Raw genomic sequence first — 25,663 nt, 5'->3', positions numbered from 1 at the left:
ATGCGGCGAGACGAAACTGGAGAAGGATTTCCGCATGAGCGGCGAAGTACTGATCAACCTGACGCCGATGGAAACCCGCGTGGCGGTAGTGGAGAACGGCGTGCTGCAGGAGGCGCTGATCGAGCGAACGCGCCGCCGAGGCATCGTCGGCAATATCTACAAGGGGCGCGTGGTGCGGGTGCTTCCCGGCATGCAGGCGGCCTTCGTCGATATCGGTCTCGACCGAGCGGCCTTCATCCATGCCCACGAAGTGATGCCGCCCGGCACCCCGCCGGAGGAACAGGCCTCCATCGGCCAGCTGCTCCACGAGGGCCAGGCCCTGGTGGTGCAGGTCACCAAGGACCCCATCGGCACCAAGGGCGCACGCCTGACCACCCACCTCTCGGTGCCGTCGCGCTACCTGGTCTACATGCCCGACTCTCCCCACCATGGCGTGTCCCAGCGCATCGAGGACGAGCGCGAGCGCGAGCGCCTGCGCGAGCTGCTCGAACTCTGCCAGGTCGAGCAGGAGATCGAGATCACCGGCGGCTTCATCGTGCGCACGGCGGCGGAGAACGTGGGCAAGGACGAACTCTACGCCGACATGCACTTCCTGCTGCGGCTGTGGCGCAAGGTCAGCGAGCGCAAGATCACGGCACCGGCGCCCAGCGTGATCTACGACGACCTGCCGCTGTTCATCCGCACCCTGCGCGATCTAATGCGCGACGAGATCGAGAAGGTGCGCATCGACTCGCGGGAGAACTACGTCAAGCTGCTGGAGTTCGCCGAGGAGTTCATGCCGGACTCGTCGGCGCGCATCGAGTACTACCCCGGGGAGCGTCCGATCTTCGACCTCTACAGCGTCGAGGACGAGATCCAGAAGGCGCTGGGACGCAAGGTGCAGCTCAAGTCCGGCGGCTACCTGGTGATCGACCCCACCGAGGCGATGACCACCATCGACGTCAACACCGGCGGCTACGTGGGGCATCGCAACCTCGAGGAGACCATCTTCAAGACCAACCTCGAGGCGGCCAACGCCATCGCCCGCCAGCTGCGCCTGCGCAACCTGGGCGGCATCATCATCATCGACTTCATCGACATGGAGGACCCCGAGCACCAGCGCCAGGTGCTGCGCGTGCTCGAGAAGGCGCTGGAGCGCGACCACGCCAAGACCAAGTGCACCGGGGTCACCGAACTGGGGCTGGTCCAACTGACCCGCAAGCGTACCCGCGAGAGCCTCGAACAGACTCTGTGCGAATCGTGCCCCACCTGTGGCGGCCGCGGCACCCTCAAGACCGCCGAGACGGTGTGCTACGAGATCTTCCGCGAGATCCTGCGCGAGGAGCGCGCCTACAGCGCCGAGACCTACATGGTGCTGGCCTCGCAGCCGGTGGTGGATCGGTTGCTCGACGAGGAGTCCGCGGCCGTGGCCGACCTGGAGACGTTCATCGGCAAGACCATTCGCTTCCAGGTCGAGAGCCACTACTCCCAGGAGCAGTACGACATCGTGCTGATGTGAGCGGCCGATGTCCTCCATTCGTCGGATCGGACGCTGGACCCTCACCCTGCTGGCCGTGCTGTTGGCGCTGGTGGCGTTGGCGCTGACCACGCTGCGGGTGACGCTGTCCCAGGTCGACCAGCTGACGCCACGCGCCGAACGGCTGCTCGAGGCGCGCACGGGGGCGGCGGTGGACCTGAACGAGTTCCGCGCCCGGCTCGCCCGCCTCGACCCGGTGATCGAGGGCAGCGGACTGACGCTCACCTCCCAGGAGGGGGAGGCCGGCCTGCCGCTGCTCGAGGTCGAGCATGCGCGCCTGCGTCTCGATACGCCGGCCAGCCTGCGCAACGGCGTGCCGGTGGTCGAGGATGCACGCCTGACCGGCCTCACGCTTCACCTCTATCAGGACGACCAGGGCGGCTGGCACTGGCCGGATCCGGCCCGGATCCCGCCCGAGCTGCTGGAGGGGGACTTCAAGTTCGAGCAGCTCGACACCTGGATCGGGCTGCTGCTGCGTCAGCGCGCCTGGGTGGAGGACGTGCGGCTGGTGCTGCACGGGCGCGACCGCCGCGTCGACTTGCTGGCGCCGCGACTCCTGCTCACCGGCGACGAACGGCGTGCCCACCTGGAGGGCGAGGTCCACCTGACCGGCCAGGAGCAGGCCACGCTGCAGGCCGCGCTGGAGGTCTTCCCCGGCCCCACCGGCTTGCGTGACTTCAGCGCCGCCCTGCAGGCCGAGATGAAGCTCGGCACGCTGATCGACCTGGTCGAGGTCTTCACCCCCAATGACCCCCTGCGCCTGGAGGATGCCAGCGGTGACGTCACCCTGTGGGGGCGCTGGCACCGCGGGGCGCTGGCCGATGCGCGAGTCGACCTCGACGTGCCCCGGCTGGCGCTGAGTCGCGACGACGAACCGATCGTGCTGGAACCCTTCCAGGCGCGCGGCCAGTGGCTGCGCAGCGATCAGGGCTGGGAAGCCTGGCTGCAGGGCGATGCGACGGCGGCCGACTGGTCCGAGCCGCGCGAGCTCGAGCGCGCACGCGAGCCGGCGCTGCCGCATTTCTGGCATGTGCGCAGCGACGACGAGGGATGGTGGCTGACCACGAGCCGTTTCGAACTGGCCTCGCTGGCGGCCTGGCGTGAGCGCATTCTGCTGCCCGAGGGCCTGGTGCGTACCATCGATGCGCTGCAGCCTCGCGGCCTGGTATCGGGGCTGGGGGTCGGGCGGCGCAACGGGCAATGGGTCGCCCGGGCCGCCGTGCACCAGGTCGAAGTGGAGCCCTGGGAAGCGGTGCCGGGAGGCGGCCCGCTCGATGCCTGGGTCGAGGCGCGGGACCTCTCGGGACGAGTCGAGTTCGTCGGCGTCGGCGAGCCGACCTTCAAGGTGCCGCAGCTCTACGAGGTGCCGATGTCGCTCTCGCACGCCAGTGGTGAGGTGCGCTGGACCTATGAGGGGCCGCGTACCTTCGTCAGCGGTCGTCAGCTCAAGGCGGGCTGGCAGGGCGCCGACGTGGAGGGGAATTTCGGCCTGGCGCTTGGCGGCGACGTGCATGGGGGGCTGGGGCTCGACCTGCGCTTTCGTGACGCCGATGCCCTGGAGCGCCCGCTGGTGGACTGGCTGCCCGGCGACGCACTGGGCGAGGAACTGTATGCCTGGCTGGCGGCGGGCGTGGCGGGGCGTGTGCCGCAGGGCGAGCTCAAGCTGCACCTGCCGCTGCGGCGTGGCGGCAGCGGCCTCGAGCCGCGTCTGCAGCTCGACCTGGAGATCGAGGAGGGGCGCCTATCGTTCGATCCCGAGTGGCCGGAGATCGAGTCGCTCGGCGGGAGGCTCACGGCGGGTATCGGCACCCTCGAGGCCGAGGTGGATCATGCCGAAAGCCTGGGCGTCGAGGCCGGCAACGGGCAGGTTTCCATCGCGGACGACGTGCTGCGGGTGAGCGGCGACCTGACGGCCGATGGCGAGGCCCTGCGCCGTTACCTGCGTGCCGTGCCGGCAGACGGCATGGAGCAGGTGGACGACTGGCGCGGCGAAGGCGGTGCCAGCGGGCGGATCGAGCTGGCCACGAGGCTCGGCGAAGAGGAGGGCTTCGAGCTCGATCTCGACACCGAGGTAGCCCTGGAACGACTCGTCTACCTGCCACTGGAGGTGCCGTTCACGGAGGTCGGCGGGCCGCTGGCCTGGCGCCAGCGGGACGACGAGGGCGGACTCGAGGGCCAACTGGCGGCTCGCCTGTTCGGCGGGCCGGTCGAGGCCGACATCGACACACATGCCGGCTCCGTCGAGTTCGACGGAGCCGCCGATGTCGCCAGCATGGTGTCGCGCTTCGAGGTCGACGAGCTCGGTGACAAGCTTTCGGGGCGGCTGCCCTGGCGCGGCCGGTTGTCGCTCGACGAGACGGGCAGCACCTTCCGTTTCGACAGCAACCTGCAGGGTGTCGGCATCGACCTGCCTGCACCGCTGGGCAAGGCGGCGGGGGAGTCGCGCCCGCTGTGGGTGACCGCCGACCTCGACCAGCAGCGGATAGACGCCGAACTGGGGGGCGACGCGCGTCTGCGTTGGCGGGCCCTGCCGGGGTCGGACCTGGGCCAGGGGCAGTTCTGGCTGGGACGCCTGCCGGAATCCCCCGCCTGGCCCGACCAGGAGGGCTGGTCGGGTTCGCTCTACTTCCCTCGGCTCGATCCGGTGGAGTGGGGCGAGGCGCTGTCACCGCTGCTCGGTGGCGGCGCCTCGGCCGGCAGCGGGGGGCCGGGCGCGCTTCGCCGCCTGCAGGTGGGGACCGCCTGCCTGGCCGGCCCGGAGGCCTGCCTGGGCGCCATGTCCGCCGAGGCGCGTCCGCATGCCGGCGGCGGCTGGCGTGTCGGCCTCGAGGGCGACCTGCTCGAAGGTCAACTGGACTTCCGCCCCTCCCTCTCCGACCCCCTGGACATCGCGCTCGAGCGCCTGAGCCTCGATGGCCTGCTGCCGGCCCAGACGGAGGGCGCCGGCAACCTGCTTCAGGAGCTCGAGGTGCCACCCGACCCGGCGCCGCTGCCGGGCTGGCTGACCGACTTGCCCGATGGCCGGCTGCGAATCGCCGACATTCTCCACCAGGGGCGTCAGATCGGCCCGCTGACCGCCCACTGGGAGGGCGGGCCGCAGCGGCTGCGGCTGGCCCCCGTGGGGCTGACCCTGGGCCAGGTCACGGCGCGCGGGGAGATCGTATGGGAGTCGGCCGGCGCCGGTGACAGCCTGACCCGCTCGCGGGTCGACCTCGACGGCCGCGACCTGGGCACGGCGCTGGAGCGGCTGGGCCAGCCGGTCTCGATTCACAGCAACGAAACCCGGGTGCGCAGCCAGCTGGCCTGGCCCGGTGCGCCCTGGCAGTTCGCCCTGGCGCGCTCGCGCGGCAGCATCGAGGTCGAGCTGCGCGACGGTCGCTTCGTCAACCTCGAATCGCCCACGGCGCGGCTGGTGGGCCTGCTCAACGTCGACAACCTGCTGCGCCGGCTGCGCATGGACTTCTCGGACGTGACCGGCCAGGGCACGGCTTTCGATCGTGTGACCGGGGCTGCTACCCTGTATGAAGGTGTACTGGAGACCAACGGCCCGGTCACGATCGACGGCCCGGCGACCGCCTTCACCCTGGACGGTACCGTCGACCTCGTCCAGGGCGAACTGGATCAGCGCCTGGGCGTGACGGTTCCCGTCAGCAGCAGCCTGCCGCTGGCCGCGGTGATCGCCGGGGCGCCGGTGGTGGGTGGGGCGCTGTACCTCGCCGACCGCCTCTTCGGCAAGGCCATCGATCGAGTCACCCGAATTCACTACCGCGTGCGGGGTCCGTGGACCTCGCCCGACATCACATTGGAAACCGCCGAATGACCACTCCCTCCCCCTCCCTGCTCGATACCGCCGCCGAGATCCTGCTGCACCCCGGCGGGCTGGACATCGACGCGCTCGATGTCGGTCTCGGTCATGTGCTGACACCCGGCGTCGACTACGCCGATCTCTATTTCCAGAGGAGCTGGCACGAGAGCTGGGTACTCGAGGACGGCGAGGTCAAGGAGGCCGGCTACAACATCGATGGAGGCGTGGGCGTGCGCGCCATGGCGGGCGAGAAGACCGGCTTCGCCTACTCCAATCAGATCACCGTCGAGGCCCTGGCGGAGACCGGGCGGACGGCGTCGGGCATCGTGCGCAGCGGCGCCACCCTGCCGCTGGGCGCGCGGGTGCTCAGCCAGAGTGCGCTGCGCTATGCCTCCATCGACCCGCTGGCGGGCCTGTCGGCCGAGGACAAGATCGCCATGCTCAAGCAGGCCGACCGCGTGGCGCGGGCCGCCGACCCGGCGGTCAGCCAGGTCAGTGCGTCCCTGACCGGGGTGCACGAGGTCGTCCTGGTGCGCGCCAGTGACGGCACCCTGGCGGCCGACATCCGCCCGCTGGTGCGCTTCAACGTCAGCGTGATCGCGGTGAAGAACGGCCGCCGCGAGCGCGGCAGTGCCGGCGGCGGCGGCCGCTATGCCATGTCGCGCCTGCGCGACGACAACGTCGCCGAGCGTTTCGCCCGCGAGGCCGTGCGCCAGGCCCTGGTCAACCTCGAGGCGGTCGATGCGCCTGCCGGACAGATGCCGGTGGTGCTGGGCCCCGGCTGGCCCGGCATCCTGCTGCACGAGGCCGTGGGCCACGGCCTCGAAGGGGACTTCAACCGCAAGGTCAGCTCGGCCTTCGCCGGGCGCATGGGGCAGCGAGTGGCGGCCCCCGGCGTGACCGTGGTGGACGACGCCACCCTGGTCGACCGCCGCGGCTCGATGAGCGTGGACGACGAGGGCACGCCGGGCCAGTACACCCCGCTGATCGAGGACGGCCGGCTCACCGGCTACATGCAGGACAAGCTCAACGCCCGGCTGATGGGCATGCAGCCCACCGGCAACGCCCGCCGCGAGTCGTTCGCCCACATGCCGATGCCGCGCATGACCAACACCTACATGCTGGCCGGCCAGGACGATCCGGCCGACATCCTCGCCAGCGTCAAGCGTGGCATCTATGCGGTCAGCTTCGGTGGCGGCCAGGTGGACATCACCTCGGGCAAGTTCGTGTTCTCGGCGAGCGAGGCCTACCTGGTCGAGGACGGCAGGATCACCGTGCCGGTCAAGGGCGCGACGCTGATCGGCAACGGGCCCGAGGCGATGGGGCGGGTGTCGATGATCGGCCACGACCTGGAACTCGACACCGGCATCGGCGTCTGCGGCAAGGAGGGGCAGGGTGTGCCCGTGGGCGTGGGGCAGCCGACACTGAAGCTGGACGAACTCACCGTCGGCGGCACCGCCTCGTGAACGAACGTGCCTGCGCTCGCGCATACGGTGTTGGCGCTCGGCTCGCTATGCTCATTGAGGGGACCTGAACGCCGCGGGCTTTGCCGTGCGTCGCCTCGTCCGGCCTTCGCTCGGCTGCGTTCTGCGGGGGGAGGGAAAGTGTTGGAGGAGCGATGGAGCAAGGGGCTCAGGGGCAGGCTGGAGAGGAGGTCCTACGCCAAGGATGGCGTAGGTAGCGCCCAGGGAAGGGTTTACAGCGCCTCCTTGGAAGCCTGCCGCCGCGGCCCCGTGAAGCCAGGCGGTAGGTGGCTGACTGTGTCCTGCGCCTGCGCTTTCACAAACCGGCGGTATCGCGGATCAGTCGGAACAGCTTGCGCGCGTTGGCCGGGGGCTTGTCGCGCTCGCGCTCGCTCCTGGCGTTGCGGACCAGCTGGCGCAGCGCCTGACGGTCGACCTCGGGATGCGCTTCGATGAAGGCCTCGACGGCGCCGTCGCCCTCGTCGATCAGACGATCGCGCCATTTTTCGAGGCGATGGAAGGCGAGGTCGCGGCGGCGGTTCTCCTGTTCGATCTCGTCGAACACCGCCTGGATCGCCTCGAGGTCCTCGCGCCGCATGAGCTTGCCGACGTACTGCATGTGGCGGCGGCGCCCCTCGTGGGAACGGATGCGAGACGTTTCCTCGACGGCTGCCAGCATATCGTCCGACAGCGGGAAGCGTGCTCGCTCGGCGGGGCTCATGGCGATGATCTGCTCGCCCAGCGCCTGGAGCGCATGCATCTCGCGCTTGAGCTGGGACTTGCTCGGCCGTTCGTCGAAGGGGGAGGGAGTGTCCTTGGTCATGCCGCGTCCAAGTGGTGAGTGGTCACTGGGTGCCTGGCCGCTGCAGCGGTCGGGCGCGAATGAGAGCAGTATATCAGTCCGTCGCCGGGCGACGGGAAATGACACGCGGGAAGCCGGCGTGGCCGGTCAGCGAAGGAGAGACACATGAGCAAGGCATTCGATGCCGCCGCCCAGCAGGCGCTGCTGGAATCACGGGCGGAGCAGGCGTTGGCCCTGGCGCGGCGCCTGGGGGCCGATGCCTGTGAGGTAGGGGCCAGCGTCGATCAGGGAATCGGAATCAGCGTGCGCGAAGGGGAAGTGGAGTCGGTCGAGCTCTCCCGCGACCAGGGGATCGCGGTGACGGTCTACCTGGGCGGCCACAAGGGCAGTGCTTCCTCGACCGATGCCGGCGAGGCCTCGATCCGCGAGGTGGTCGAGAAGGCCATGGCCATCGCGCTCTACACCGGCGAGGACCCTGCGGCGGGGTTGGCCGACCCGGCGCTGATGGCCACCGTGCTGCCGGATCTCGACGTCCACCATCCCTGGCCGCTCTCCACCGAGCAGGCCATCGAGCTGGCGCTGGCTTGCGAGGCGGCCGGGCGCGGCGAGCCCGGCATCCGCCAGTCGGAGGGGGCCTCGCTCTCCAGCGGCGAGGGGGTCAGGGTCTACGCCAATAGCCACGGCTTTCTCGGCAGCCAGAGCGGCAGCCGCCATTCGCTCTCCTGCATGCTGATCGCCGAGGACCAGAATGGCATGCAGCGCGACTACGACTACACCAGTGCGCGCAATCCGCACGAACTGCGTGACGCCGACGCGGTGGGCAGGAAGGCCGCCGAGCGCACCTTGCAGCGCCTGGGGGCGCGGCGGCCGGCCACCGGGCGGCTGCCGGTACTGTTCGACGCCAGCGTCGCCAGCGGCCTGGTCGGCCACCTGATGAGTGCCATCGCCGGCGGCTCGCTTTACCGCCAGGCTTCGTTCCTGTGCGATCGGCTTGGCGAGCCGCTGTTTCCCGACTGGTTCAGCCTGGGCGAACGGCCCATGGAGCGCGGCGCCATGGCCAGCTCGGCGTTCGACAACGACGGCGTGCAGACCCGCGACAACGTCTTCATCGAGGCCGGCCGGCTGGCCAGCTACATGCTCTCGGCCTACAGTGCGCGGCGCCTGGGCATGCAGACCACCGGCAACGCCGGCGGTGCGCGCAACCTGCGCATCGCCGCACCGCTCGCCCCGCGCGAGGAACTGCTCGCGCGCATGGGTCGTGGCGTACTGGTCACCGAGCTGATGGGGCAGGGGGTCAACGGTGTCACGGGCGACTACTCGCGTGGGGCGGCCGGCTTCTGGGTGGAGAACGGCGAGATCCAGTACCCGGTAGAGGAGTTCACCATCGCCGGCAACCTCGAGACGATGTTCAAGGGGTTGCAGGCCGTGGGCAGCGATATCGACACCCGTGGCAGCATTCACACCGGCAGCTGGCTCATCGGCGAGATGACCGTGGCCGGTTCATGAGCTGAATGGACGCTTCACGTCTTCCCGCCGAGAGTCGGGAATCAGCGAGCGATGGCCAGGCCAGGCGAAGCCCGACGAGCGGGGCGCCGACGACGCATGGCCGAGCGTAGCCATTCCCCTAGGTGTCTTCTTCGAAGCGGGCCTCGAACAATGCCTCGATAGCCTCCAGTGCCGCTTCGGCGTCATCCCCCTCGGCGCTGACCTCGAGCTCGGTGCCGCAGGGCGCGCCCAGCATCAGCAGCGCCATGATGTTGTTGGCATCGGCCTGCTGCTGGCCTCGGTTGACGACTATGCGCGCCTGGAAGGCCTGGCAGCACTGGACCAGCTTGGTGGCAGCACGGGCGTGGAGCCCGCGTTTGTTGGTCAGGGTCAGCTTGCGGCGGGGCACGCTCAGGTTTCCTTGCTTTCGGGGGTCTCTGCGGTCGTGTCCCGGGTGGGGGTGACCGGTGTGTGGATGCCGAGCTCCCGATGGCGCAGGCGTACGTCCGGCTGCTGCTGGGCCAGATGCCGGGCGAGCCGCTCCGCCAGGTACACCGAGCGGTGCTGGCCGCCGGTGCAGCCGATGGCGACGGTCAGGTAGCTGCGGTGGGTGTCGCGGTAGGCCGGTAGCCAACGTTCGACCCAGGCGATGATGTCATCGAGCATCTCCTGGACCAGGGGGTACTGCTCGAGGAATTCCACGATGCTGGGCTCCCTGCCGGTGGCCGAGCGCAGGCGCGGGTCCCAGTAGGGGTTGGGCAGGCAGCGTGCGTCGAAGACGATGTCGGCATCCAGCGGCACGCCGCCCTTGAAGCCGAACGATTCCACCGTCAGCGTCAACTGGTCGGCGCGATGGCTGGCCACCTGCTCGGTGATGCGTCCGCGCAGGTCATGCACCGACAGCCGCGAGGTGTCGATGATCAGGTCCGCCAGGTTGCGAATGTCGCTCAGCGTCAGATCTTCCGACTCGATGGCCTCGTTCAGGGTCATGTCCCGGCCGCGGGTCAGCGGGTGGCGCCGCCGGGTCGCGGAGTAGCGCTCGAGCAGGATGCGGGCATCGGTGGTGAGGTAGATGATCTGGCAGTCGACCTGCTTGCTGCGCAGCTCTTCCAGTAGCCGCGGGAAGCGTTCCAGCGCGTGGGGCAGGTTGCGTGCATCGATGCTGACGGCGATCGAGGTCTGGATCGTGGGCGAGCTGCGCAGTTCGTCCACCAGCGAGCCGAGCAGCATCGCCGGCAGGTTGTCGATGGCGTAATAGCCGATGTCCTCGAGCGCCTGCAGTGCGATCGACTTGCCGGAACCGGAGCGGCCGCTGATGATCACAAGCTGCATGAGGGTTCTCCTGATCAGGGGCCAGCCGAACGGCGAAGGGAAGGGTCAGGCCGAGGACTGTCGTCGAATCGCTTCGATGAGACGTTCGTGGAGTTCGCGCTGGCTCGTGCACTTGCGCAGCCGCGCGCGCGTTTCGGCATCGTTCATCACCGCCGCGACCTGGCTCAGCAGCGACAGGTGCGTATCGTCGGCCTCTTCCGGCACCAGCAGCACGAAGACCAGGTCGACCGGCTCGCCGTCGATGGCATCGAAGTCGATGGGTTCGGCCAGCTTGAGAAAGGCCGCCACGGGGCTGTGGCAGTGGGGGCTTCGGGCATGGGGAATGGCCACGCCGTTGCCGATCCCGGTGCTGCCCAGCCTCTCGCGACCGACCAGCCTGCCGAAGACCTCCTGGCTGTCGAGGCTCGGCGTGTTCTGCGCAATAAAGGTGCTGAAGAACTCCAGCACCCTCTTCTTGCTGCCTCCCGGGACGTCGAACAGCGTGCGTTCCGGGGGCAGTATGGTTTCCAGTGTCATGGCAACTCAGCGAATGCCGGCGCCCTGGGCGCGAGCCTGGGCCTTTTCCTTGTGTTTGACCAGTTGACGGTCGAGCTTGTCGGTCAGTGCATCGATGGCGGCATACATGTCCGGATCGGAAGCTTCGGCATGCAGGTCCGCACCGGCGGCATGCAGCGTGCAGGCGGCCTGCTGACGCTCCTTCTCGATCGAGAGCGTGACCTGCACGTTGGTGATGTTGTCATAGTGTCGCTGGACGCGGTTCAGCTTCTCGCTCACGTAGTCACGCAGTGAATCGGTCAGCTCAACATGATGGCCGGTGATGTTGACTTGCATGACAAGCTCCTTCGTCCTTCGGGTGGTAGCTCGATTGTAACCCTTTTTACTGCCCTGCATACCCCCTCGGACGGCGGGATTGCCCGGGATCAGCGTTGCGTCGCGGCATCAGCGAAAACGCTTGCGCTCGCTCGAGGATGGTATCCCCAGGGCCTCGCGATACTTGGCCACCGTGCGGCGGGCGACCTGGATACCGTCCTCGGCCAGCAGCTCCACCAGCCGGCTGTCGGAGAGCGGCTTGCGCGGTGGTTCGTCGGCGATCAGCTTGCGGATCCGGGCGCGGATCGCGGTGCTGGAGTGCACGTCCCCGTCGCCGTTCCCGCCGACGTGGCTGGAGAAGAAGTACTTCAGCTCGAAGACCCCACGCGGGGTATGGATGAACTTCTGCGTGGTCACCCGCGAGATGGTCGACTCGTGCATCTCGACGGCCTGGGCGATGTCGGCCAGCACCAGCGGCTTCATGCCTTCCTCGCCCTCCTCGAGGAAGGCGATCTGACGCGCCATGATCTCGCGTCCGACCCGCAGCAGGGTGTCGTTGCGGCTGGCGAGGCTCTTCATCAGCCAGCGGGCCTCCTGCAGGTGGTCCTTGAGGAACTGGTTGTCCTGGCTCTTGTCCGCTCGGCGCACCAGCGCGACGTAGTCGGGCTGGATGCGCAGGCGCGGCAGGGCCTCGGCGTTGAGCTCGACGCGCCAGCCGGATTCGTCATGGTAGGCGACCAGGTCCGGCGTGACGTAGCTGCTGCCGACCTCGGCAAAGGCGCTGCCGGGCCGGGGGTCCAGCGAGCGAATCAGGGCGATGACCTGATCCAGCGACTCGTCGTCGAGCCCCAGGCGGCGCTTCAGCAGGCGACGGTCGTCGGCGGCCAGCGCCTCGAGAAACTGCCGCACCAGGCGGCGGGTCTGGGGCAGCAGCGGCGTGTCGTCGGGCAGCGCCGCCAGCTGCAGCATCAGGCACTCGCGCAGGTCGCGGGCGAACACACCGGTCGGCTCGAACTGCTGCAGACGCAGCAGGACCTGCTCGACCTCCCGGGTGGGCAGGCCTTCCAGGCCCTGCCGGCGCAGGCCGTCGCGAATCTCCTCCAGCGGCTGGGCCAGGTAGCCGGTGGCATCCACGGCGTCGATCAGGCTCTCGGCGATGAGGCGCTGGCGATCGCTCAGGTCGGTCATCGCCAGCTGCCAGATCAGGTGGCCGGTCAGCGTCTGGACCGTGGCCTGGCGCTCGAAGTCCGGCCCCTCGCCGGTGGCGGCGCCGGTTCCCGTGCCGTGGTCGGGAAAGGTGTCCGTCCAGTCGCTGTCGGTGGACAGCTCGCTGGGTATCTCGCTGGCCCAGTCGTCGCTCGGGGTTTCGCTGGCGGCCTGCTCGCCGAAGCCGTCGTCGAGCTCCAGCATGGGGTTGGATTCAAGCGCCTGCTGGATCTCCTGGCGCAAATCGAGGGTCGAGAGCTGCAGCAGGGCAATGGCCTGCTGCAGTTGGGGGGTCATGGTCAGCTGGGTGCCGACGCGCAGTTGCAAGGATGCTTTCATGGCCATGAGGGTAATGGGCTCATCTGCCGGAAAACTCTACCCTAGACGGGTGGGAGGCGACTTGCAAGGGAAATTACTGCAATAAACATGCCATCGGCAATATCCATGCCTGATTCTAATATTTTCAATAAGGATCAGAGCTTGTTGAATCGCCCGAGTATACTACAGGCGGAAGTCTTCGCCCAGATAGACTTCGCGCACCCGCTGGTTGGCAAGAATGGCCTCGGCGTTGCCGTCGGCAATGATCTGGCCGTCCCCGACGATGTAGGCCGAATCGCAGATGTCGAGGGTCTCGCGGACGTTGTGATCGGTGATCAGCACGCCGATGTCGCGCGCCTTGAGCTGGCGAATGATGCCCTTGATCTCGCCCACCGAGATCGGGTCGACCCCGGCGAAGGGCTCGTCGAGCAGGATGAAGGCCGGTTCGGTGGCCAGTGCCCGCGCGATCTCGACGCGCCGCCGCTCGCCGCCGGAGAGGCTCATGCCGAGATTGTCGCGGATGTGGGTGACGTGGAAATCCTCCAGCAGCTGCTCGAGCCTCGCCTGTCGCCCGCGGCGGTCGAGGTCCTTGCGCGTCTCGAGGATGGCCATGATGTTGTCGGCGACCGACAGCTTGCGGAAGATCGATGCCTCCTGGGGCAGGTAGCCGATGCCCGCCCGCGCCCGCTCGTGCATGGCACTGTGCGAGAGGTCGCGATCGTCGATGGCGACTTCACCGGCATCGGCCTTGACCAGGCCGACGATCATGTAGAACGACGTGGTCTTGCCGGCTCCGTTGGGCCCGAGCAGGCCGACCACGCTGCCCTGGCCGATCGACAGGCTGATGTCGTGCACCACGCGGCGGCGCTTGTAGCTCTTGGCCAGGTGTCGGGCATGCAGGGTCTTCATCGGCATGTCAGCTCTCCGGCTGCAGCGTCATGCGGATGCGCTGGCTGCCTTCGACGCCTTCGCTCCGGGAGCGTGCCTGCACCACGCGTCGGTCGAGGAAGTACTCCAGGTAGCCGCCGTCGAAGGTGTCGCTTCCCTGGTGCAACTCGGCGCGGTCGATCAGCTCCACTCTTCGCTCGGCGACGTGGTAGATGATCGTGCGCCCCCAGCCGCGCACCACCGGCTGCTCGGGGTCGGGCTGCTGCTCGATGTAGGCGCGTTCGCCGCGGGCGGTAGCGCGCGAGAGCTCGCCGGCGGCGTTGCGCTGAAACTCGACTCGATCGCCGGTCAGCCGCATGCTGCCCTGGCGAATGTCGACGTCGCCGGTATAGACCGCGGTGCCTGCGGTATCGTCCAGGTCGAGCTGGTCGGCCTCGACTTCGATGGGCTGCTCGGCGTCGCGCTGCTGTGCCATGGCCGAACCGATGCCCGCCAGGCCGAACAGCATCAAGCCCACCAGCGCCAGGGTGATCGGCCGGCTGAGGGTCGGGAACCTGCATCGCATCATGGCGTGAAATCCTCTGGGTTGACGGCATCGGCTTGCCCCGGCTCGGCGCCTTCCGGGACATGGTGGCCGCGCACATTGTCGGTCAAACGTGCCCGGTTGTCATGGATCCAGGCGTCGAAGCGCTCGCCGCGCATGCGCTGCGGCGGTTGCTGCAGCAGGGCCGGCGTGTCGCTCCAGGCGTGCCCCACGTTGGCGTCGAAGTGCAGGGTCTCGGTGTCGAGCTGCCAGCGCTCTTCCGGGGCGAGCAGCCGGGCATCGCCGGTGAGCGTCAGTGGATTGCCGCCCGCACCGAGGCGGCCCTCCGCACCGCTTGCCACCCACTGCCGATCCTCGCGGTCGACCATGTGCGCCAGTGGCGTGACGGCGCGGGTGACGTCGTCGTGAGGCGTGTGCACCAACCGCGGGCTCTCCAGGCGCTGGTGGGCGCGGCCGGCGGCATCGAATCGGGTCAGCTGTGCCCGTTCCAGGTAGTAGTCGGGCTCGCCGGCCTCGTCGGTGGGTACCGGCCCGGGGGCCGGTTCCCGCCAGGGGTCCAGCCAGGTGACCAGGCCGCCGAGCGCCAACAGCAGCAGGAACAGCCAGACACGGTACGAGGGGCGAGGTAGGCGCCGCAGCATCGCCGGCCGGCCTCAGCGCTTGCCGTGGAGGTAGGTGTCGACCAACGCGTCGCGGTGCCCCTGTGCTTCGAGCAGCATGTCGCAGATCTCGCGCACCGCACCGTGTCCTCCGCTGCGTTGGGTGACGTAGTCGGCCAGGGCGCGTATGTAGGGCGGCGTGTTGGGGACGGTGATGCCGATCCCGGCGCGCTGGATGGCGGCCAGGTCGGGCAGGTCGTCGCCGCAGTAGGCGACCTGCTCGAGCTCGATTCCCCGGCGCGTGCACAGTTCGCGCAGGGTGGCGAGCTTGTCCTCGCAGCTCTGGTAGACGTGGTCGATGCCCAGGGCGGCGGCGCGATGGCTGACCATGGGCGACTCGCGCCCGGTCAGGAAGGCCACCTGCAGGCCGGCGCGCCGCAGCAGCTTGAGGCCGAGGCCGTCCTGGGTGTGAAACGCCTTGATCTCGACGCCGTCGGCCTGGAAGTAGAGGCGACCGTCGGTGAGAACGCCATCCACGTCCAGCGCCAGCAGGCGGATGTTGCGCAGGCGGTCGACAAGACGCGGGTCGAGTGTGGGGGTTGCCAGAGCCATGGGCTCTCCTTGGTCAGGGGAAATGTCAGATCACGCCGCTTCGCAGGAGGTCGTGCATGTGCAGGGCACCGATCGGGTGGCCCGCCTCGTCGACGACGGCCAGCGCCGTTATCAGGTTGTCTTCCATCACGCGCACAGCCTCGGCCGCCAGCACGTCAGGCGCGATGCGCTTGCCGGGCCGGGTCATGACGTCATCCACCCTCAGCTGGCTGAGGTCCTGATACTGGTCGAGGGTGCGGCGCAGGTCGCCATCGGTATAGACACCGATCAGGCGGTTGTGCTCGTCGACGACACAGGTGAAGCCGAGCCCCTGGCGGGTGATCTCGAGCAGGGCGTCGCGCAGCGGGCTGCCCAGCGGCACGCTCGGCAGCCGCTCGCCCTGGTGCATCAGGTCGCTGACACGCAGCAGCAATCGCTTGCCCAGACTGCCGCCGGGGTGCGAGAGGGCGAAGTCCTCGGCAGTGAAGCCGCGCGCCTCGAGCAGCGCCACCGCCAGCGCATCGCCGAGCGCCAGGGCGGCGGTGGTCGAGGCCGTCGGCGCCAGGTCCAGCGGACAGGCCTCGCGCGAGACGCCGGCATCGAGGTGGGCGTCGGCGTGGCGGGCCAGCGTCGAGTCGGGGCGCCCGGTCATGCTGATCAGGGGCGTGCCGATGCGCTTGAGCAGCGGCAGCAGCGCGGTAACCTCGGCGGTCTCGCCGGAGTTCGACAGCGCCAGCACCACGTCGCCAGGCGTGATCATGCCCAGGTCGCCGTGGCTGGCCTCGCCGGGGTGGACGAAGAAGGCCGGCGTACCGGTGCTGGCCAGCGTCGCGGCGATCTTGCCGGCGACGTGTCCCGACTTGCCCATGCCGGTCACCACCACGCGGCCCTGGCAGGCGAGGATCAGCTCGCAGGCGCGGTCGAAATGGCTGTCGAGGCGCTCCGGGAGCGCCGCGATGGCCTGCTCCTCGATCCTGAGGGTGCGCCGCGCGCTTTCCCTGAGCGGCGAGGCGCTCGGGTCGGCACGGTGGGGAGGGGGGGTGGATTCGTCTGAGCTCATGGCGATGATTGTTGCCCGATGCGAGGTTTCACTCAAGTGGCGCTGCCGCTGACGCCGAGCCAGGCCAGGTAGGCGGCATAGACGACCAGGAAGGCGGCGCCGACGGTGCGGCCGAGGCGGCCCTGGCGCTGCCACATCAGCAGCAGGGCCAGGGCCAGCGTCAGCAGCAGCATGACGCGATAGTCGCGCCCCGCGGCGTCCGGGTGGGGGGCGCCAGGGGCGATGAGCGCCGGAATCGGCAGCACCGCCAGCAGATTGAACAGGTTGGAACCGATCACGTTGCCGATGGCGAGGTCGTGGTGGCGCTTCACCGCGCTGGCCACGCAGGCGGCCAGTTCCGGCAGGCTGGTGCCCACCGCCACCACGGTCAGGCCAATGACCAGTTCGCTGATGCCGAAGCCGCGCGCCAGCTCGCTGGCGCCCCACACCAGCACCCGCGAGCTCAGCGACAGCAGCAGCAGGGTCGCGGCCAGCCAGCAGAGCGCGCGGCGCAGCGTCATGTCGGGGATGTCGCTGGCCTGGGCGGCGTCGGGGGTATCGGCGCGAACCAGCCACCACAGGCTGAAGACCATCAGCAGCAGCAGGACCAGGGCATCGAAGGGGCCCAGGAAGCCATTGGCCAGGGCATAGCCGGTGATCCCGGTCGCGCCGAGCAGCAGCGGCAGCTCGCGCCGCACCAGCGAGAAGGGCACCGGGATCGGTCGCACCACGGCGGTCGCTCCCAGTACCAGCCCGATGTTGGCGATGTTGGAGCCCAGCGCATTGCCGGTGGCGAGGTCCGGCAGGCCCTCCAGGGCGGCAAACAGGGCGACCACCATCTCGGGGGCCGAGGTGCCCAGGGCCACCACGGTCATGCCGACCAGCATCGCGCTCATGCCGCTGCGGCTGGCCGTGGCGGCGGCGGCGTTGACGAAACGGTCGGCGCTCCAGGTCAGCACGGCCAGGCCGAGGGTGACGGTAACGATGGGCAGCAGCATGGTATCGATCGAGGCGGTGAATGAGGTCGCACATTAGACGTCTTCGCCGGGGCCGGTGCAAGCGACACCATGCCTCGGGCTGGCGCCGGGGCGCGGAGTTAGGATACGATGTTCGATAATTTCCCCTGGATCTTGCGGCATGATCGATTCCCCCTTCGTGGAGGTGGAGAACCTGCGTTTCTCGCGCGGCGACAAGAGCATCTTCGATGGCGTCGGGATGCAGGTTCCCCGCGGCCGGATCACGGCCATCATGGGCCCCAGCGGCACGGGCAAGACGACGCTGCTCAAGCTGATCGGCGGGCAGCTGACGCCCGACGCCGGTCGGGTCCTGATTGCCGGGCAGGACGTGCATGCCTTGTCGCGCAAGGCGCTGTTCAGCCTGCGCCGGCGCATGGGCATGCTGTTCCAGAGCGGGGCGCTGTTCTCCGACCTGAGCGTGTTCGAGAACGTGGCGTTTCCCCTGCGCGTGCACACCGACCTGCCGCAGGCGATGATACGCGACCTGGTGCTGATGAAGCTGCAGGCGGTGGGGCTGCGCGGCGCGCGCGAGCTGATGCCGGCAGAGCTGTCGGGGGGCATGGCGCGGCGTGTCGCGCTGGCGCGGGCGATTGCGCTGGACCCCGACCTGGTGCTCTACGACGAACCGTTCGTGGGCCAGGACCCGATCTCGAAGGGGGTGCTGGTGCAGCTTATCAAGAGGCTCAACGAGGCGCTCGGGCTGACCTCCATCGTGGTGTCGCACGATATTCAGGAGACGCTGTCGATTGCGGACTACGTCTACGTCATCGCCGATGGGCGGGTCATGGCCCATGGCACGCCCGACAGCCTCGACATCGACGAGGACCCGCGCGTCAGCCAGTTCGTCCACGGCGAACCGGACGGCCCGGTGCCCTTTCACTATCCGGCGCCGGACTACCTGCACGACATCCTCAACCTGGAGGGGCGGCCATGATCGGGCGCATCGTGCGCCTCGGGCGCAGCGGCTGCGACGTGCTCGAGGCGCTGGGCAGGGCGGGCCTGTTCCTCGCCCAGTCCTCCGTCGGCATGCCCTCCCGCGAGGGCTGCTACCTGTGGCTGCGCCAGATGCACTTCGTCGGTGTGCTGTCGCTGGCCATCGTGCTGGTGTCGGGACTGTTCATCGGCATGGTCCTGGCGCTGCAGGGGTATACCATCCTGGTCGACTTCGGCGCCGAGCAGGCGCTGGGGCAGATGGTGGCGCTGTCGTTGCTGCGTGAGCTGTCGCCGGTGGTGGCGGCGCTGCTGTTCGCCGGGCGCGCCGGCTCGGCGCTGACCGCCGAAATCGGCCTGATGAAGGCCACCGAGCAGCTCACCAGCATGGAGATGATCGGCGTCGATCCGCTGCGCCGGGTGGTGGCGCCGAGATTGTGGGCCGGTTTCGTGGCACTGCCGGTGCTGACCGTCGGCTTCAGCGTGGTTGGCGTCTATGGCGGCTACCTGGTCGGCGTCGAGTGGCTGGGTGTGTTCGAGGGCTCCTACTGGAGCAGCATGCAGTCCAGCGTCGATTTCCTGGCGGACGTCGGCAACGGCATGGTCAAGAGTCTGGTGTTCGCCCTGGTGGTGACCTGGATCGCGGTGTTCCAGGGCTACGACCTGGTGCCGACGTCGGAAGGCATCTCGCGTGCCACCACGCGCACGGTGGTCTACTCGTCGCTGGCGGTGCTGGGGCTCGACTTCGTGCTGACCGCGGTGATGTTCGGAGGGTTTTCCTGATGCTTGAACGGCGTCCAACGCGACATGGAGAGGCAGGATGAAGCGCAGCAAGACGATGGAGCTGGGAGTCGGTCTGTTCATGCTGGCCGGTATCCTGGGGCTGCTGTTCCTGGGGCTGCGCGTCAGCGGGCTGACCTTCACGGTGCCGGACGACACCTTCCGGCTGGAGGCCAACTTCGCCAACATCGGCAGCCTCAAGCCGCGGTCACGGGTCACCATGTCCGGCGTCACGGTGGGGCGAGTCACCGCCATCGATCTGGATACCGAGTGGTACGATGCGCGGGTCACCCTCGAACTCGACGCGGAGCTGGAGGGTCGGCTTCCCCGCGATACCACGGCATCGGTCCTGACCTCCGGCCTGCTGGGCGAACAGTACATCGGACTCAGCGTCGGTGGCGATCCCGAGATGCTCGATGACGGCGATACCATTCGCGACACCCAGTCGGCGGTCGTGCTGGAAGAGCTGATTCAGCAGTTCGTCTCCAGTATGGTCAACGACTGACCCATTCCTTTCCTTCGAGGTCGACTGATGAGACAGATGACACTTTCCCCCGCCCTGTTTCGCCGCCTGTTCCTCGGCCTGAGCCTGCTGCTGGCCAGCCTGGCGGCGTCCGCTGCGCCGGAGCGCAGCCCCGAACAGATGATTCGTGACAGCATTGATGAGCTGATGGGCCAGATCGAGGGGCGCAAGGACTACTACGCCAGCAACATGGACGAGCTCGAGGCGCTGGTCGACGACAGCCTCGACGACATCGCCGACTTCCGCTATATCGGTGCCAGCGTGATGGGGCGTTACTTCCAGAACGCCACGCCGCAGCAGCGCTCGCGGTTCGTCAATGTCTTTCGCCAGACGCTGATCGACACCTACAGCAAGGGGCTGGTGACCTTCGACTATCGCGAACTGAGGGTACTGGACAGCCAGCGCCCGCCGCGCCACGAGGATCAAGCCTCGGTGGCCATGGAGGTGGAGGCCATGGACGGCAGCGTCTACCCGGTCAGCTATACGCTGCGCCAGTCCGACGGCGAGTGGAAGGTGGTCAACGTCATCGTCAATGGCATCAACCTGGGGCTGACCTTCCGCAACCAGTTCGACCAGGCGATGCGCGACCACGGCCGCGACTTTGACGCGGTGATCGCCAACTGGTCGCCGGAGATCGCCGCCGAGGAGCTGGAGGAGGGCAGCAATACATGAACCGGCTGCTCGAGCGCGGCGGCGTGCGCCTGGAGGCCGGCCCCCAGGGGCTGGCCGTCAGCGGCGATGTCCCTTTCGAGATCGCCGCCCCCCTGGCCGAGGCGGGCAGCGCCTGGCTCGCCGAGCAGGCCGACGGGGCGCGCGTGGTGCTCGACCTCGGCGGCGTCGAGCAGGTCAGCAGTGCCGCCCTCAGCGTGCTGCTCGAGTGGTCGCGTCAGGCACGCGCGGCCGGCGTCGAAATCCACCAGGTTCGGCTCTCGGCGCCGCTGGCGCGCCTGACTCGGGTGGCAGGGCTCGACGCACTCCTGCCGCTGGCCGGCGAGGCCTGATCCCGCACCGGCCGAGCCCGGCTCCGGCATCGCCAAGCGCGATGCTTTTCTTTACCATGTAGGGATTCTCGTTTCTGGCAGTGGCCCTCGTTGGGGCCGCGCGCCGCTCCATTCGTCCCACAGGAGTTCCGTGTTCCATGCAACCCAGTGACGTCAAGGCGCTGCTCGAGGCGCGCCTCGAGGACTGCGATTTCTACATCCAGGGCGAAGGCTGCAATTTCCAGGTCATCGCCGTGGGCGACGCCTTCGAGGGCCTGTCGCCGGTCAAGCGGCAGCAGCTGATCTACGGCGCCCTGGCGGAAGAGATCGCCTCCGGTGCCGTGCACGCCGTCAGCATCAAGACCTACACCCCGGCGCAGTGGGCTAGCGCGCCGGAGAATGCGGCTTCACCTGGCCAGGGCGCCTGACGGTCGAGCACACATGGACAAGTTGATCATTACCGGCAACGGGCCCGTCGACGGCGAGGTCTGGGCCAGCGGTGCCAAGAACGCGGCGCTGCCCATTCTGTGCGCCACCCTGCTGGCCGACGAGCCGGTGACCATCGGCAACCTGCCGCATCTCCAGGACATTACCACTACCCTCGAGCTGCTGGGCCGCATGGGCGTCGAGCCGGTGATGGGCGAGAAGATGACCATCCAGCTCGACGGTTCCCAGGTGCGGGATTGCCACGCCCCCTACGAACTGGTCAAGAAGATGCGCGCCTCGATCCTGGTGCTCGGGCCTCTGCTGGCGCACTTCGGCCACGCCGACGTCTCGTTGCCCGGCGGCTGCGCCATCGGCTCACGCCCGGTTGACCTGCATATTCGTGGGCTCGAGGCCATGGGCGCGGAGATTCGCGTCGAGGGGGGCTATATCCGGGCCCGCGCCGACGGCAGGCTCAAGGGCGCCACCATCTTCTTCGATACCGTCACCGTCACCGGCACCGAGAACCTGCTGATGGCCGCCACCCTGGCCCAGGGCACCACCATCCTGGAGAACGCCGCGCGCGAGCCGGAAGTCGTGGACCTGGCCGAGTGCCTGATCAAGATGGGTGCGAAGATTCGCGGTCACGGCAGCAACAACATCATCATCGAGGGCGTCGAGCGGCTGCACGGTGCCTATCACGACGTCATGCCCGACCGCATCGAGACCGGCACCTTCCTGGTGGCCGCCGCGCTCTCCCGCGGTCGCGTGCGGGTGCGCAACACCCGTGCCGACATCCTCGAGGCGGTGCTTGCCAAGCTCGAGGAGGCCGGTGCCAGGGTGACCAGCGGCGACGGCTGGATCGAGCTGGACATGGAGGGGCGCCGCCCGCGCCCGGTCAACATTCGCACCGCACCGTACCCGGGCTTCCCTACCGACATGCAGGCCCAGTTCGTGGCCCTCAATGCCGTGGCCGATGGCACCTCCCACGTGGTCGAGACCATCTTCGAGAACCGCTTCATGCATGTGCAGGAGTTGAACCGCATGGGGGCGCAGGTGGCACTCGAGGGCAACACCGCCATGATCACCGGCGTGGAGCGTCTCTCCGGCGCCCCGGTGATGGCCACCGACCTGCGTGCCTCGGCCTCGCTGGTGATCGCGGCGATGATGGCCGAGGGCGAAACCCTGGTCGACCGCATCTACCACATCGACCGCGGCTACGAGTGCATCGAGGAGAAGCTGCAACTGCTGGGAGCCCGGATTCGTCGCATTCCCGGCTGAGCGGGCAGGCGGCGCCCGCGGTTCCGACCATAGGCGAGACCATGAGCAAGCAATTGATTCTGGCCCTGTCGAAGGGCCGTATTCTCGACGAGACCCTGCCGCTGCTGGCAGATGCCGGCATCGTGCCGGCCGAGGACCTGGGCAAGAGCCGCAAGCTGCTCTTCGACACCAACCTCGACGACGTCAAGCTGGTGGTGATTCGCGCCACCGACGTGCCGACCTACGTGCAACTGGGCGCCGCCGACCTGGGCGTGGCGGGCAAGGATGTGCTGCTCGAGCACGGCGCCGAGGGGCTCTACGAGCCGCTGGATCTCGAGATTGCCAGGTGCAGGCTGATGACGGCCGGCATCGACGGCGCCGCGGCCGCGCCAGCCAGGCGCCGGGTGGCGACCAAGTTCGTCAACGTGGCGCGGCGCTACTACGCCGAGCAGGGCATCCAGGCCGAAGTCATCAAGCTCTACGGCGCCATGGAGCTGGCACCGCTGATGAACCTGGCCGACGAGATCGTCGACATCGTCGACACCGGCAACACCCTGCGCGCCAACGGCATGTCGCCGCGGGAGCTGATCGCGCCGATCAGCACCCGCCTGGTGGTCAACAAGGCGGCCATGACCATGAAGCATGAGCGCCTCAAGCCGCTCATCGCGCGCCTCGCCCAGGCCGTGGAGCGGCGCCGCGCGTCGGCCGCATCCCCCGCGCACTGAGGACGGGGGCGATAGTCCACACTACCTGGAGGCGAATGCGATCATGAGCGAAACCCGAGCCCAAGGCGTCGAGCTGGCCCGGCTCTCCACCGTCGATGCCGACTTCGAGGCGCGCCTCGATGCCCTGCTGGCCTGGGAGGGCGTGTCCGACGCCGAGGTGCAGCAGCGTGTCGCGGAGATCCTCGCGGCGGTGCGTGAGCGGGGGGATGCGGCCCTGGTCGAGTACACCCGGCGTTTCGACCGGCTGTCGGCGGCGTCCATGGGCGAGCTCACCCTGGGGGCGGCGCGGCTGGAGCAGGCCTTCCACGGCCTGCCCGAGGCGCAGCGCGATGCCCTGTCCCGCGCCGCCGAGCGCATCCGCCTCTACCATGAGCGCCAGAAGCCGAGCTCCTGGACCTACACCGAGGCCGACGGCAGCGTGCTGGGCCAGCAGGTCATGCCGCTCGATCGTGCCGGCATCTACGTGCCGGGCGGCAAGGCGGCCTATCCCTCCTCGGTGCTGATGAATGCCATTCCGGCTCATGTGGCGGGTGTCCGCGAGATCGTCATGGTGGTGCCGACCCCCGACGGCGTGCTCAACGAGCTGGTGCTGGCGGCGGCTCACCTGGCGGGAGTGGATCACGTCTTCACCGTCGGCGGCGCCCAGGCGGTGGCGGCACTGGCCTACGGCACCGAGAGCGTGCCGCGGGTCGACAAGATCGTGGGGCCCGGCAACATCTACGTGGCGACCGCCAAGCGGGCGGTATTCGGCCAGGTGGGCATCGACATGATCGCCGGACCCTCGGAAATCCTGGTGGTCTCCGACGCGGGAACCGACCCCGAGTGGCTGGCCATGGACCTGTTCTCCCAGGCCGAGCACGACGAGGATGCCCAGGCGCTGCTGGTCAGCTGGGACGAGCGCCATCTGGACGAGGTGGAGGCGGCGATCGCCCGCCTGCTGCCGACGCTGGAGCGCGAGACGATCGTGCGCCAGTCGCTGGCTCGCCGCGGGGCGCTGATCCACTGTCGCGATCGCGACGAGGCCGTGCGCCTGGTCAACCGCATCGCCCCGGAGCACCTCGAACTCTCCCTGGCCGATCCGGAGGCACTGCTGCCCGAGATACGCCATGCCGGCGCCATCTTCATGGGGCGCTTCACGGCCGAAGCGCTGGGCGACTACTGCGCCGGCCCCAACCACGTGCTGCCGACATCCGGCACGGCGCGCTTCTCCTCGCCGCTGGGGGTCTATGACTTCCAGAAGCGCTCGTCGATCATCCACTGCTCGGAGGCGGGGGCATCGACGCTGGGCAGGGTGGCCTCGGTGCTGGCGCGCGGCGAGTCGCTGACCGCCCACGCCCGCTCCGCCGAGTACCGCATCAAGGAGTAGCGCCGGTTCAGCGGTCGGGGCGTTCGCTCGGCGGCAGCGGGCGCTCGCCCACCTCCAGCTCGACGGTGAAGGTCTCGCCGCTGCGCACCAAGGTCAAGGGAAGCGTGGCCCCCGGCTCGATGGCCGCGATGTCGCTCATGGCGGCGCGGGCATCGAGGATGGGGCGTCCGTCGACCTCCAGCAGCACGTCGCCCGGGCGCAGGCCGGCGCGGGCGGCGGGCCCGTCCGGCACCACCGCCGAAATCACGACGCCGCGCGGCGTCTGCAGGCCGAAGGAGGCCGCCAGGTCCTGGGAGAGTTCCTGCGCCTCGATGCCCAGCCAGCCACGGATCACGCGCCCCTGGGTCACCAGATCCTCCAGGATCGAGCGCGCCAGGCGCGTGGGGATGGCGAAGCCGACCCCCTGGGAGCCGCCCGAGCGGGAGAAGATGGCGGTGTTGATGCCCACCAGGGAGCCCTCGGCATTGATCAAGGCGCCGCCGGAGTTGCCCGGATTGATGGCCGCGTCGGTCTGGATGAAATCCTCGTAGGCGCTCAATCCCAGGTGACTACGCCCGGTGGCGCTGATGATGCCCATGGTGACGGTCTGGCCGACGCCGAACGGGTTGCCGATGGCCATGGCGATATCGCCCACCGCCACATCCTCGGTGTCGGCGAGGTGAATCACCGGCAGCTGCTCCAGGTCGATGCGCAGCACCGCCAGGTCGCTCTCGGGGTCGGTGCCGATCACTTCCGCCAGCGTTTCCCTGCCGTCACGCAGCGCCACCTGGATCTCGTCGGCGCCGTCGATCACGTGATGATTGGTCAGTACGTAGCCATCCTCGCTGACGATGACCCCCGAACCCAGGCTCGACAGCAGGCGCTGCTGTCTCGGCAGGTCGTCGGCGAAGAACTGGCGGAAGAAGGGGTCCGACATCAGCGGATGTTCCTCGCGCGCGACGACCCGCGACGAATAGATGTTGACGACTGCCGGGGCGGCCTTCTCGACCGCCGTCGAATAGCTGGCCGGCCCCTGCTCGCGCGCCAGGGGAGGGGCCTGCTGGAGTTCGGGGGAGGGGCGCGATGCCGGCTGCACCTCGGTAGGCACCACGCTCCCGGTGGGGGTGTCCGGTGGCGAAGGGCTGCGCAGCAGCTGGGGGAAGGTGTTCAGCAGGACGATGGCCAGCAGCACGCCGATGAGGACGGGCAGGGCATAGGCGATGAGCGAACGACGCATGCGGCGTTTCCTGGTCGGCGGGCGGTCGCTGCCGTCCCGCGCAGTC

The 25,663-nt window shown here is 68.8% G+C and carries 26 protein-coding genes; 13 read left to right on the top strand and 13 right to left on the bottom strand.

Features of this window, described 5'->3' with window-relative positions:
- Positions 1-34 precede the first annotated feature (34 nt).
- The 3 genes from rng to tldD are packed head-to-tail and all read left to right on the top strand — an operon-like array spanning position 35 to position 6,787.
- Positions 35-1,498: a ribonuclease G gene (rng, locus tag DIS04_RS13505; protein WP_111414293.1), complete on the top strand. Its 1,464-nt coding sequence runs from the start codon at positions 35-37 to the stop codon at positions 1,496-1,498.
- Positions 1,499-1,505: 7 nt separating this feature from the next.
- Positions 1,506-5,336 carry a YhdP family phospholipid transporter gene (locus tag DIS04_RS13500; RefSeq protein WP_111414292.1) on the top strand — a complete coding sequence of 1,277 codons (3,831 nt, stop codon included), beginning with the start codon at positions 1,506-1,508 and terminating at the stop codon, positions 5,334-5,336.
- Complete coding sequence (gene tldD / locus DIS04_RS13495) at positions 5,333-6,787, top strand: metalloprotease TldD (protein WP_111414291.1); 1,455 nt, start codon at positions 5,333-5,335, stop codon at positions 6,785-6,787. The genes DIS04_RS13500 and tldD overlap by 4 nt, the downstream gene beginning before the upstream one ends.
- Positions 6,788-7,100: 313 nt before the next feature.
- Here the strand turns inward: tldD and yjgA are convergent, their stop codons facing one another.
- Positions 7,101-7,607 carry a ribosome biogenesis factor YjgA gene (yjgA, locus tag DIS04_RS13490; protein WP_111414290.1) on the bottom strand — a complete coding sequence of 169 codons (507 nt, stop codon included), beginning with the start codon at positions 7,605-7,607 and terminating at the stop codon, positions 7,101-7,103.
- Positions 7,608-7,751: 144 nt separating this feature from the next.
- Between yjgA and pmbA the strand changes: the two genes are divergently transcribed.
- The gene (gene pmbA, locus DIS04_RS13485) at positions 7,752-9,092 is read left to right on the top strand and encodes a metalloprotease PmbA (protein ID WP_111414289.1); all 1,341 of its coding nucleotides are present in this window, start codon (positions 7,752-7,754) and stop codon (positions 9,090-9,092) included.
- A 118-nt stretch (positions 9,093-9,210) separates the two neighbouring features.
- Here the strand turns inward: pmbA and DIS04_RS13480 are convergent, their stop codons facing one another.
- The 11 genes from DIS04_RS13480 to DIS04_RS13430 all read right to left on the bottom strand — a co-directional run bounded on the left by DIS04_RS13480 (position 9,211) and on the right by DIS04_RS13430 (position 17,396).
- The gene (locus DIS04_RS13480; RefSeq protein ID WP_111414288.1) at positions 9,211-9,480 is read right to left on the bottom strand and encodes an HPr family phosphocarrier protein; all 270 of its coding nucleotides are present in this window, start codon (positions 9,478-9,480) and stop codon (positions 9,211-9,213) included.
- Positions 9,481-9,482: 2 nt separating this feature from the next.
- On the bottom strand, positions 9,483-10,403 hold the full coding sequence (gene rapZ / locus DIS04_RS13475; RefSeq protein WP_111414287.1) for an RNase adapter RapZ: 921 nt from the start codon (positions 10,401-10,403) through the stop codon (positions 9,483-9,485).
- Between the two features lie 45 nt (positions 10,404-10,448).
- On the bottom strand, positions 10,449-10,919 hold the full coding sequence (ptsN, locus tag DIS04_RS13470) for a PTS IIA-like nitrogen regulatory protein PtsN (protein WP_111414286.1): 471 nt from the start codon (positions 10,917-10,919) through the stop codon (positions 10,449-10,451).
- Positions 10,920-10,925: 6 nt separating this feature from the next.
- Complete coding sequence (gene hpf / locus DIS04_RS13465; protein WP_086509853.1) at positions 10,926-11,234, bottom strand: ribosome hibernation-promoting factor, HPF/YfiA family; 309 nt, start codon at positions 11,232-11,234, stop codon at positions 10,926-10,928.
- 108 nt (positions 11,235-11,342) lie between these two features.
- Positions 11,343-12,764, bottom strand: coding sequence for an RNA polymerase factor sigma-54 (locus DIS04_RS13460; protein ID WP_111414285.1), 1,422 nt, complete (start codon positions 12,762-12,764; stop codon positions 11,343-11,345).
- A gap of 156 nt (positions 12,765-12,920) precedes the next feature.
- Positions 12,921-13,646 (bottom strand): LPS export ABC transporter ATP-binding protein, encoded by a 726-nt coding sequence (lptB, locus tag DIS04_RS13455; RefSeq protein WP_111414325.1) that lies wholly within the window; start codon positions 13,644-13,646, stop codon positions 12,921-12,923.
- 7 nt (positions 13,647-13,653) lie between these two features.
- Positions 13,654-14,190, bottom strand: a complete 537-nt coding sequence (gene lptA / locus DIS04_RS13450) for a lipopolysaccharide transport periplasmic protein LptA (protein ID WP_422667997.1) — start codon at positions 14,188-14,190, stop codon at positions 13,654-13,656.
- Positions 14,190-14,810 carry an LPS export ABC transporter periplasmic protein LptC gene (gene lptC / locus DIS04_RS13445; RefSeq protein WP_111414283.1) on the bottom strand — a complete coding sequence of 207 codons (621 nt, stop codon included), beginning with the start codon at positions 14,808-14,810 and terminating at the stop codon, positions 14,190-14,192. The genes lptA and lptC overlap by 1 nt, the downstream gene beginning before the upstream one ends.
- Before the next feature lie 12 nt (positions 14,811-14,822).
- Positions 14,823-15,380 (bottom strand): KdsC family phosphatase, encoded by a 558-nt coding sequence (locus tag DIS04_RS13440; protein ID WP_111414282.1) that lies wholly within the window; start codon positions 15,378-15,380, stop codon positions 14,823-14,825.
- Positions 15,381-15,405: 25 nt separating this feature from the next.
- Entirely contained in the window at positions 15,406-16,419 is a 1,014-nt protein-coding gene (locus DIS04_RS13435; RefSeq protein WP_111414281.1) for a KpsF/GutQ family sugar-phosphate isomerase, read from the bottom strand.
- A 32-nt stretch (positions 16,420-16,451) separates the two neighbouring features.
- On the bottom strand, positions 16,452-17,396 hold the full coding sequence (locus DIS04_RS13430) for a calcium/sodium antiporter (RefSeq protein ID WP_111414280.1): 945 nt from the start codon (positions 17,394-17,396) through the stop codon (positions 16,452-16,454).
- Positions 17,397-17,535: 139 nt separating this feature from the next.
- On the opposite strand from DIS04_RS13430, the gene DIS04_RS13425 reads away from it, so the two are divergent.
- The 9 genes from DIS04_RS13425 to hisD all read left to right on the top strand — a co-directional run bounded on the left by DIS04_RS13425 (position 17,536) and on the right by hisD (position 24,401).
- A complete protein-coding gene (locus DIS04_RS13425) occupies positions 17,536-18,348 on the top strand; it encodes an ABC transporter ATP-binding protein (protein WP_111414279.1) in 813 nt (270 codons plus the stop codon).
- A complete protein-coding gene (mlaE, locus tag DIS04_RS13420; protein WP_111414278.1) occupies positions 18,345-19,127 on the top strand; it encodes a lipid asymmetry maintenance ABC transporter permease subunit MlaE in 783 nt (260 codons plus the stop codon). Before DIS04_RS13425 ends, mlaE begins: the two co-directional genes overlap by 4 nt.
- 37 nt (positions 19,128-19,164) lie before the next feature.
- Positions 19,165-19,629 (top strand): outer membrane lipid asymmetry maintenance protein MlaD, encoded by a 465-nt coding sequence (gene mlaD, locus DIS04_RS13415; protein WP_111414277.1) that lies wholly within the window; start codon positions 19,165-19,167, stop codon positions 19,627-19,629.
- Between the two features lie 27 nt (positions 19,630-19,656).
- Positions 19,657-20,319, top strand: a complete 663-nt coding sequence (locus tag DIS04_RS13410) for an MlaC/ttg2D family ABC transporter substrate-binding protein (protein WP_111414276.1) — start codon at positions 19,657-19,659, stop codon at positions 20,317-20,319.
- Positions 20,316-20,648, top strand: coding sequence for an STAS domain-containing protein (locus DIS04_RS13405; protein ID WP_111414275.1), 333 nt, complete (start codon positions 20,316-20,318; stop codon positions 20,646-20,648). Before DIS04_RS13410 ends, DIS04_RS13405 begins: the two co-directional genes overlap by 4 nt.
- Before the next feature lie 137 nt (positions 20,649-20,785).
- Entirely contained in the window at positions 20,786-21,055 is a 270-nt protein-coding gene (locus DIS04_RS13400; protein ID WP_111414274.1) for a BolA family protein, read from the top strand.
- A gap of 13 nt (positions 21,056-21,068) precedes the next feature.
- Entirely contained in the window at positions 21,069-22,331 is a 1,263-nt protein-coding gene (gene murA / locus DIS04_RS13395) for a UDP-N-acetylglucosamine 1-carboxyvinyltransferase (protein ID WP_111414273.1), read from the top strand.
- Positions 22,332-22,372: 41 nt separating this feature from the next.
- Positions 22,373-23,035, top strand: coding sequence for an ATP phosphoribosyltransferase (hisG, locus tag DIS04_RS13390; protein ID WP_111414272.1), 663 nt, complete (start codon positions 22,373-22,375; stop codon positions 23,033-23,035).
- 43 nt (positions 23,036-23,078) lie between these two features.
- Positions 23,079-24,401, top strand: coding sequence for a histidinol dehydrogenase (hisD, locus tag DIS04_RS13385; protein WP_111414271.1), 1,323 nt, complete (start codon positions 23,079-23,081; stop codon positions 24,399-24,401).
- 7 nt (positions 24,402-24,408) lie between these two features.
- Here the strand turns inward: hisD and DIS04_RS13380 are convergent, their stop codons facing one another.
- Entirely contained in the window at positions 24,409-25,617 is a 1,209-nt protein-coding gene (locus tag DIS04_RS13380) for a Do family serine endopeptidase (protein ID WP_111414270.1), read from the bottom strand.
- Positions 25,618-25,663 lie beyond the last annotated feature (46 nt).

The organism is Billgrantia lactosivorans, from assembly GCF_003254665.1.
GTDB lineage: Bacteria > Pseudomonadota > Gammaproteobacteria > Pseudomonadales > Halomonadaceae > Halomonas > Halomonas lactosivorans.
The sequence above is the reverse complement of the archived record's forward strand: the minus strand, read 5'-3'. Positions and strand labels throughout refer to the sequence as shown.

Coding starts and splice junctions, on each gene's coding strand:
- yjgA (WP_111414290.1), bottom strand. CDS start 7,607: ATGACCAAGGACACTCCCTCCCCCTTCGACGAACGGCCGAGCAAGTCC.
- hisG (WP_111414272.1), top strand. CDS start 22,373: ATGAGCAAGCAATTGATTCTGGCCCTGTCGAAGGGCCGTATTCTCGAC.
- DIS04_RS13430 (WP_111414280.1), bottom strand. CDS start 17,396: ATGCTGCTGCCCATCGTTACCGTCACCCTCGGCCTGGCCGTGCTGACC.
- DIS04_RS13500 (WP_111414292.1), top strand. CDS start 1,506: ATGTCCTCCATTCGTCGGATCGGACGCTGGACCCTCACCCTGCTGGCC.
- hpf (WP_086509853.1), bottom strand. CDS start 11,234: ATGCAAGTCAACATCACCGGCCATCATGTTGAGCTGACCGATTCACTG.
- mlaD (WP_111414277.1), top strand. CDS start 19,165: ATGAAGCGCAGCAAGACGATGGAGCTGGGAGTCGGTCTGTTCATGCTG.
- ptsN (WP_111414286.1), bottom strand. CDS start 10,919: ATGACACTGGAAACCATACTGCCCCCGGAACGCACGCTGTTCGACGTC.
- hisD (WP_111414271.1), top strand. CDS start 23,079: ATGAGCGAAACCCGAGCCCAAGGCGTCGAGCTGGCCCGGCTCTCCACC.
- DIS04_RS13440 (WP_111414282.1), bottom strand. CDS start 15,380: ATGGCTCTGGCAACCCCCACACTCGACCCGCGTCTTGTCGACCGCCTG.
- pmbA (WP_111414289.1), top strand. CDS start 7,752: ATGAGCAAGGCATTCGATGCCGCCGCCCAGCAGGCGCTGCTGGAATCA.
- rapZ (WP_111414287.1), bottom strand. CDS start 10,403: ATGCAGCTTGTGATCATCAGCGGCCGCTCCGGTTCCGGCAAGTCGATC.
- tldD (WP_111414291.1), top strand. CDS start 5,333: ATGACCACTCCCTCCCCCTCCCTGCTCGATACCGCCGCCGAGATCCTG.
- DIS04_RS13425 (WP_111414279.1), top strand. CDS start 17,536: ATGATCGATTCCCCCTTCGTGGAGGTGGAGAACCTGCGTTTCTCGCGC.
- DIS04_RS13380 (WP_111414270.1), bottom strand. CDS start 25,617: ATGCGTCGTTCGCTCATCGCCTATGCCCTGCCCGTCCTCATCGGCGTG.
- DIS04_RS13410 (WP_111414276.1), top strand. CDS start 19,657: ATGAGACAGATGACACTTTCCCCCGCCCTGTTTCGCCGCCTGTTCCTC.
- DIS04_RS13400 (WP_111414274.1), top strand. CDS start 20,786: ATGCAACCCAGTGACGTCAAGGCGCTGCTCGAGGCGCGCCTCGAGGAC.
- mlaE (WP_111414278.1), top strand. CDS start 18,345: ATGATCGGGCGCATCGTGCGCCTCGGGCGCAGCGGCTGCGACGTGCTC.
- rng (WP_111414293.1), top strand. CDS start 35: ATGAGCGGCGAAGTACTGATCAACCTGACGCCGATGGAAACCCGCGTG.
- lptB (WP_111414325.1), bottom strand. CDS start 13,646: ATGAAGACCCTGCATGCCCGACACCTGGCCAAGAGCTACAAGCGCCGC.
- DIS04_RS13460 (WP_111414285.1), bottom strand. CDS start 12,764: ATGGCCATGAAAGCATCCTTGCAACTGCGCGTCGGCACCCAGCTGACC.
- DIS04_RS13435 (WP_111414281.1), bottom strand. CDS start 16,419: ATGAGCTCAGACGAATCCACCCCCCCTCCCCACCGTGCCGACCCGAGC.
- lptC (WP_111414283.1), bottom strand. CDS start 14,810: ATGCTGCGGCGCCTACCTCGCCCCTCGTACCGTGTCTGGCTGTTCCTG.
- murA (WP_111414273.1), top strand. CDS start 21,069: ATGGACAAGTTGATCATTACCGGCAACGGGCCCGTCGACGGCGAGGTC.
- lptA (WP_422667997.1), bottom strand. CDS start 14,190: ATGCGATGCAGGTTCCCGACCCTCAGCCGGCCGATCACCCTGGCGCTG.
- DIS04_RS13405 (WP_111414275.1), top strand. CDS start 20,316: ATGAACCGGCTGCTCGAGCGCGGCGGCGTGCGCCTGGAGGCCGGCCCC.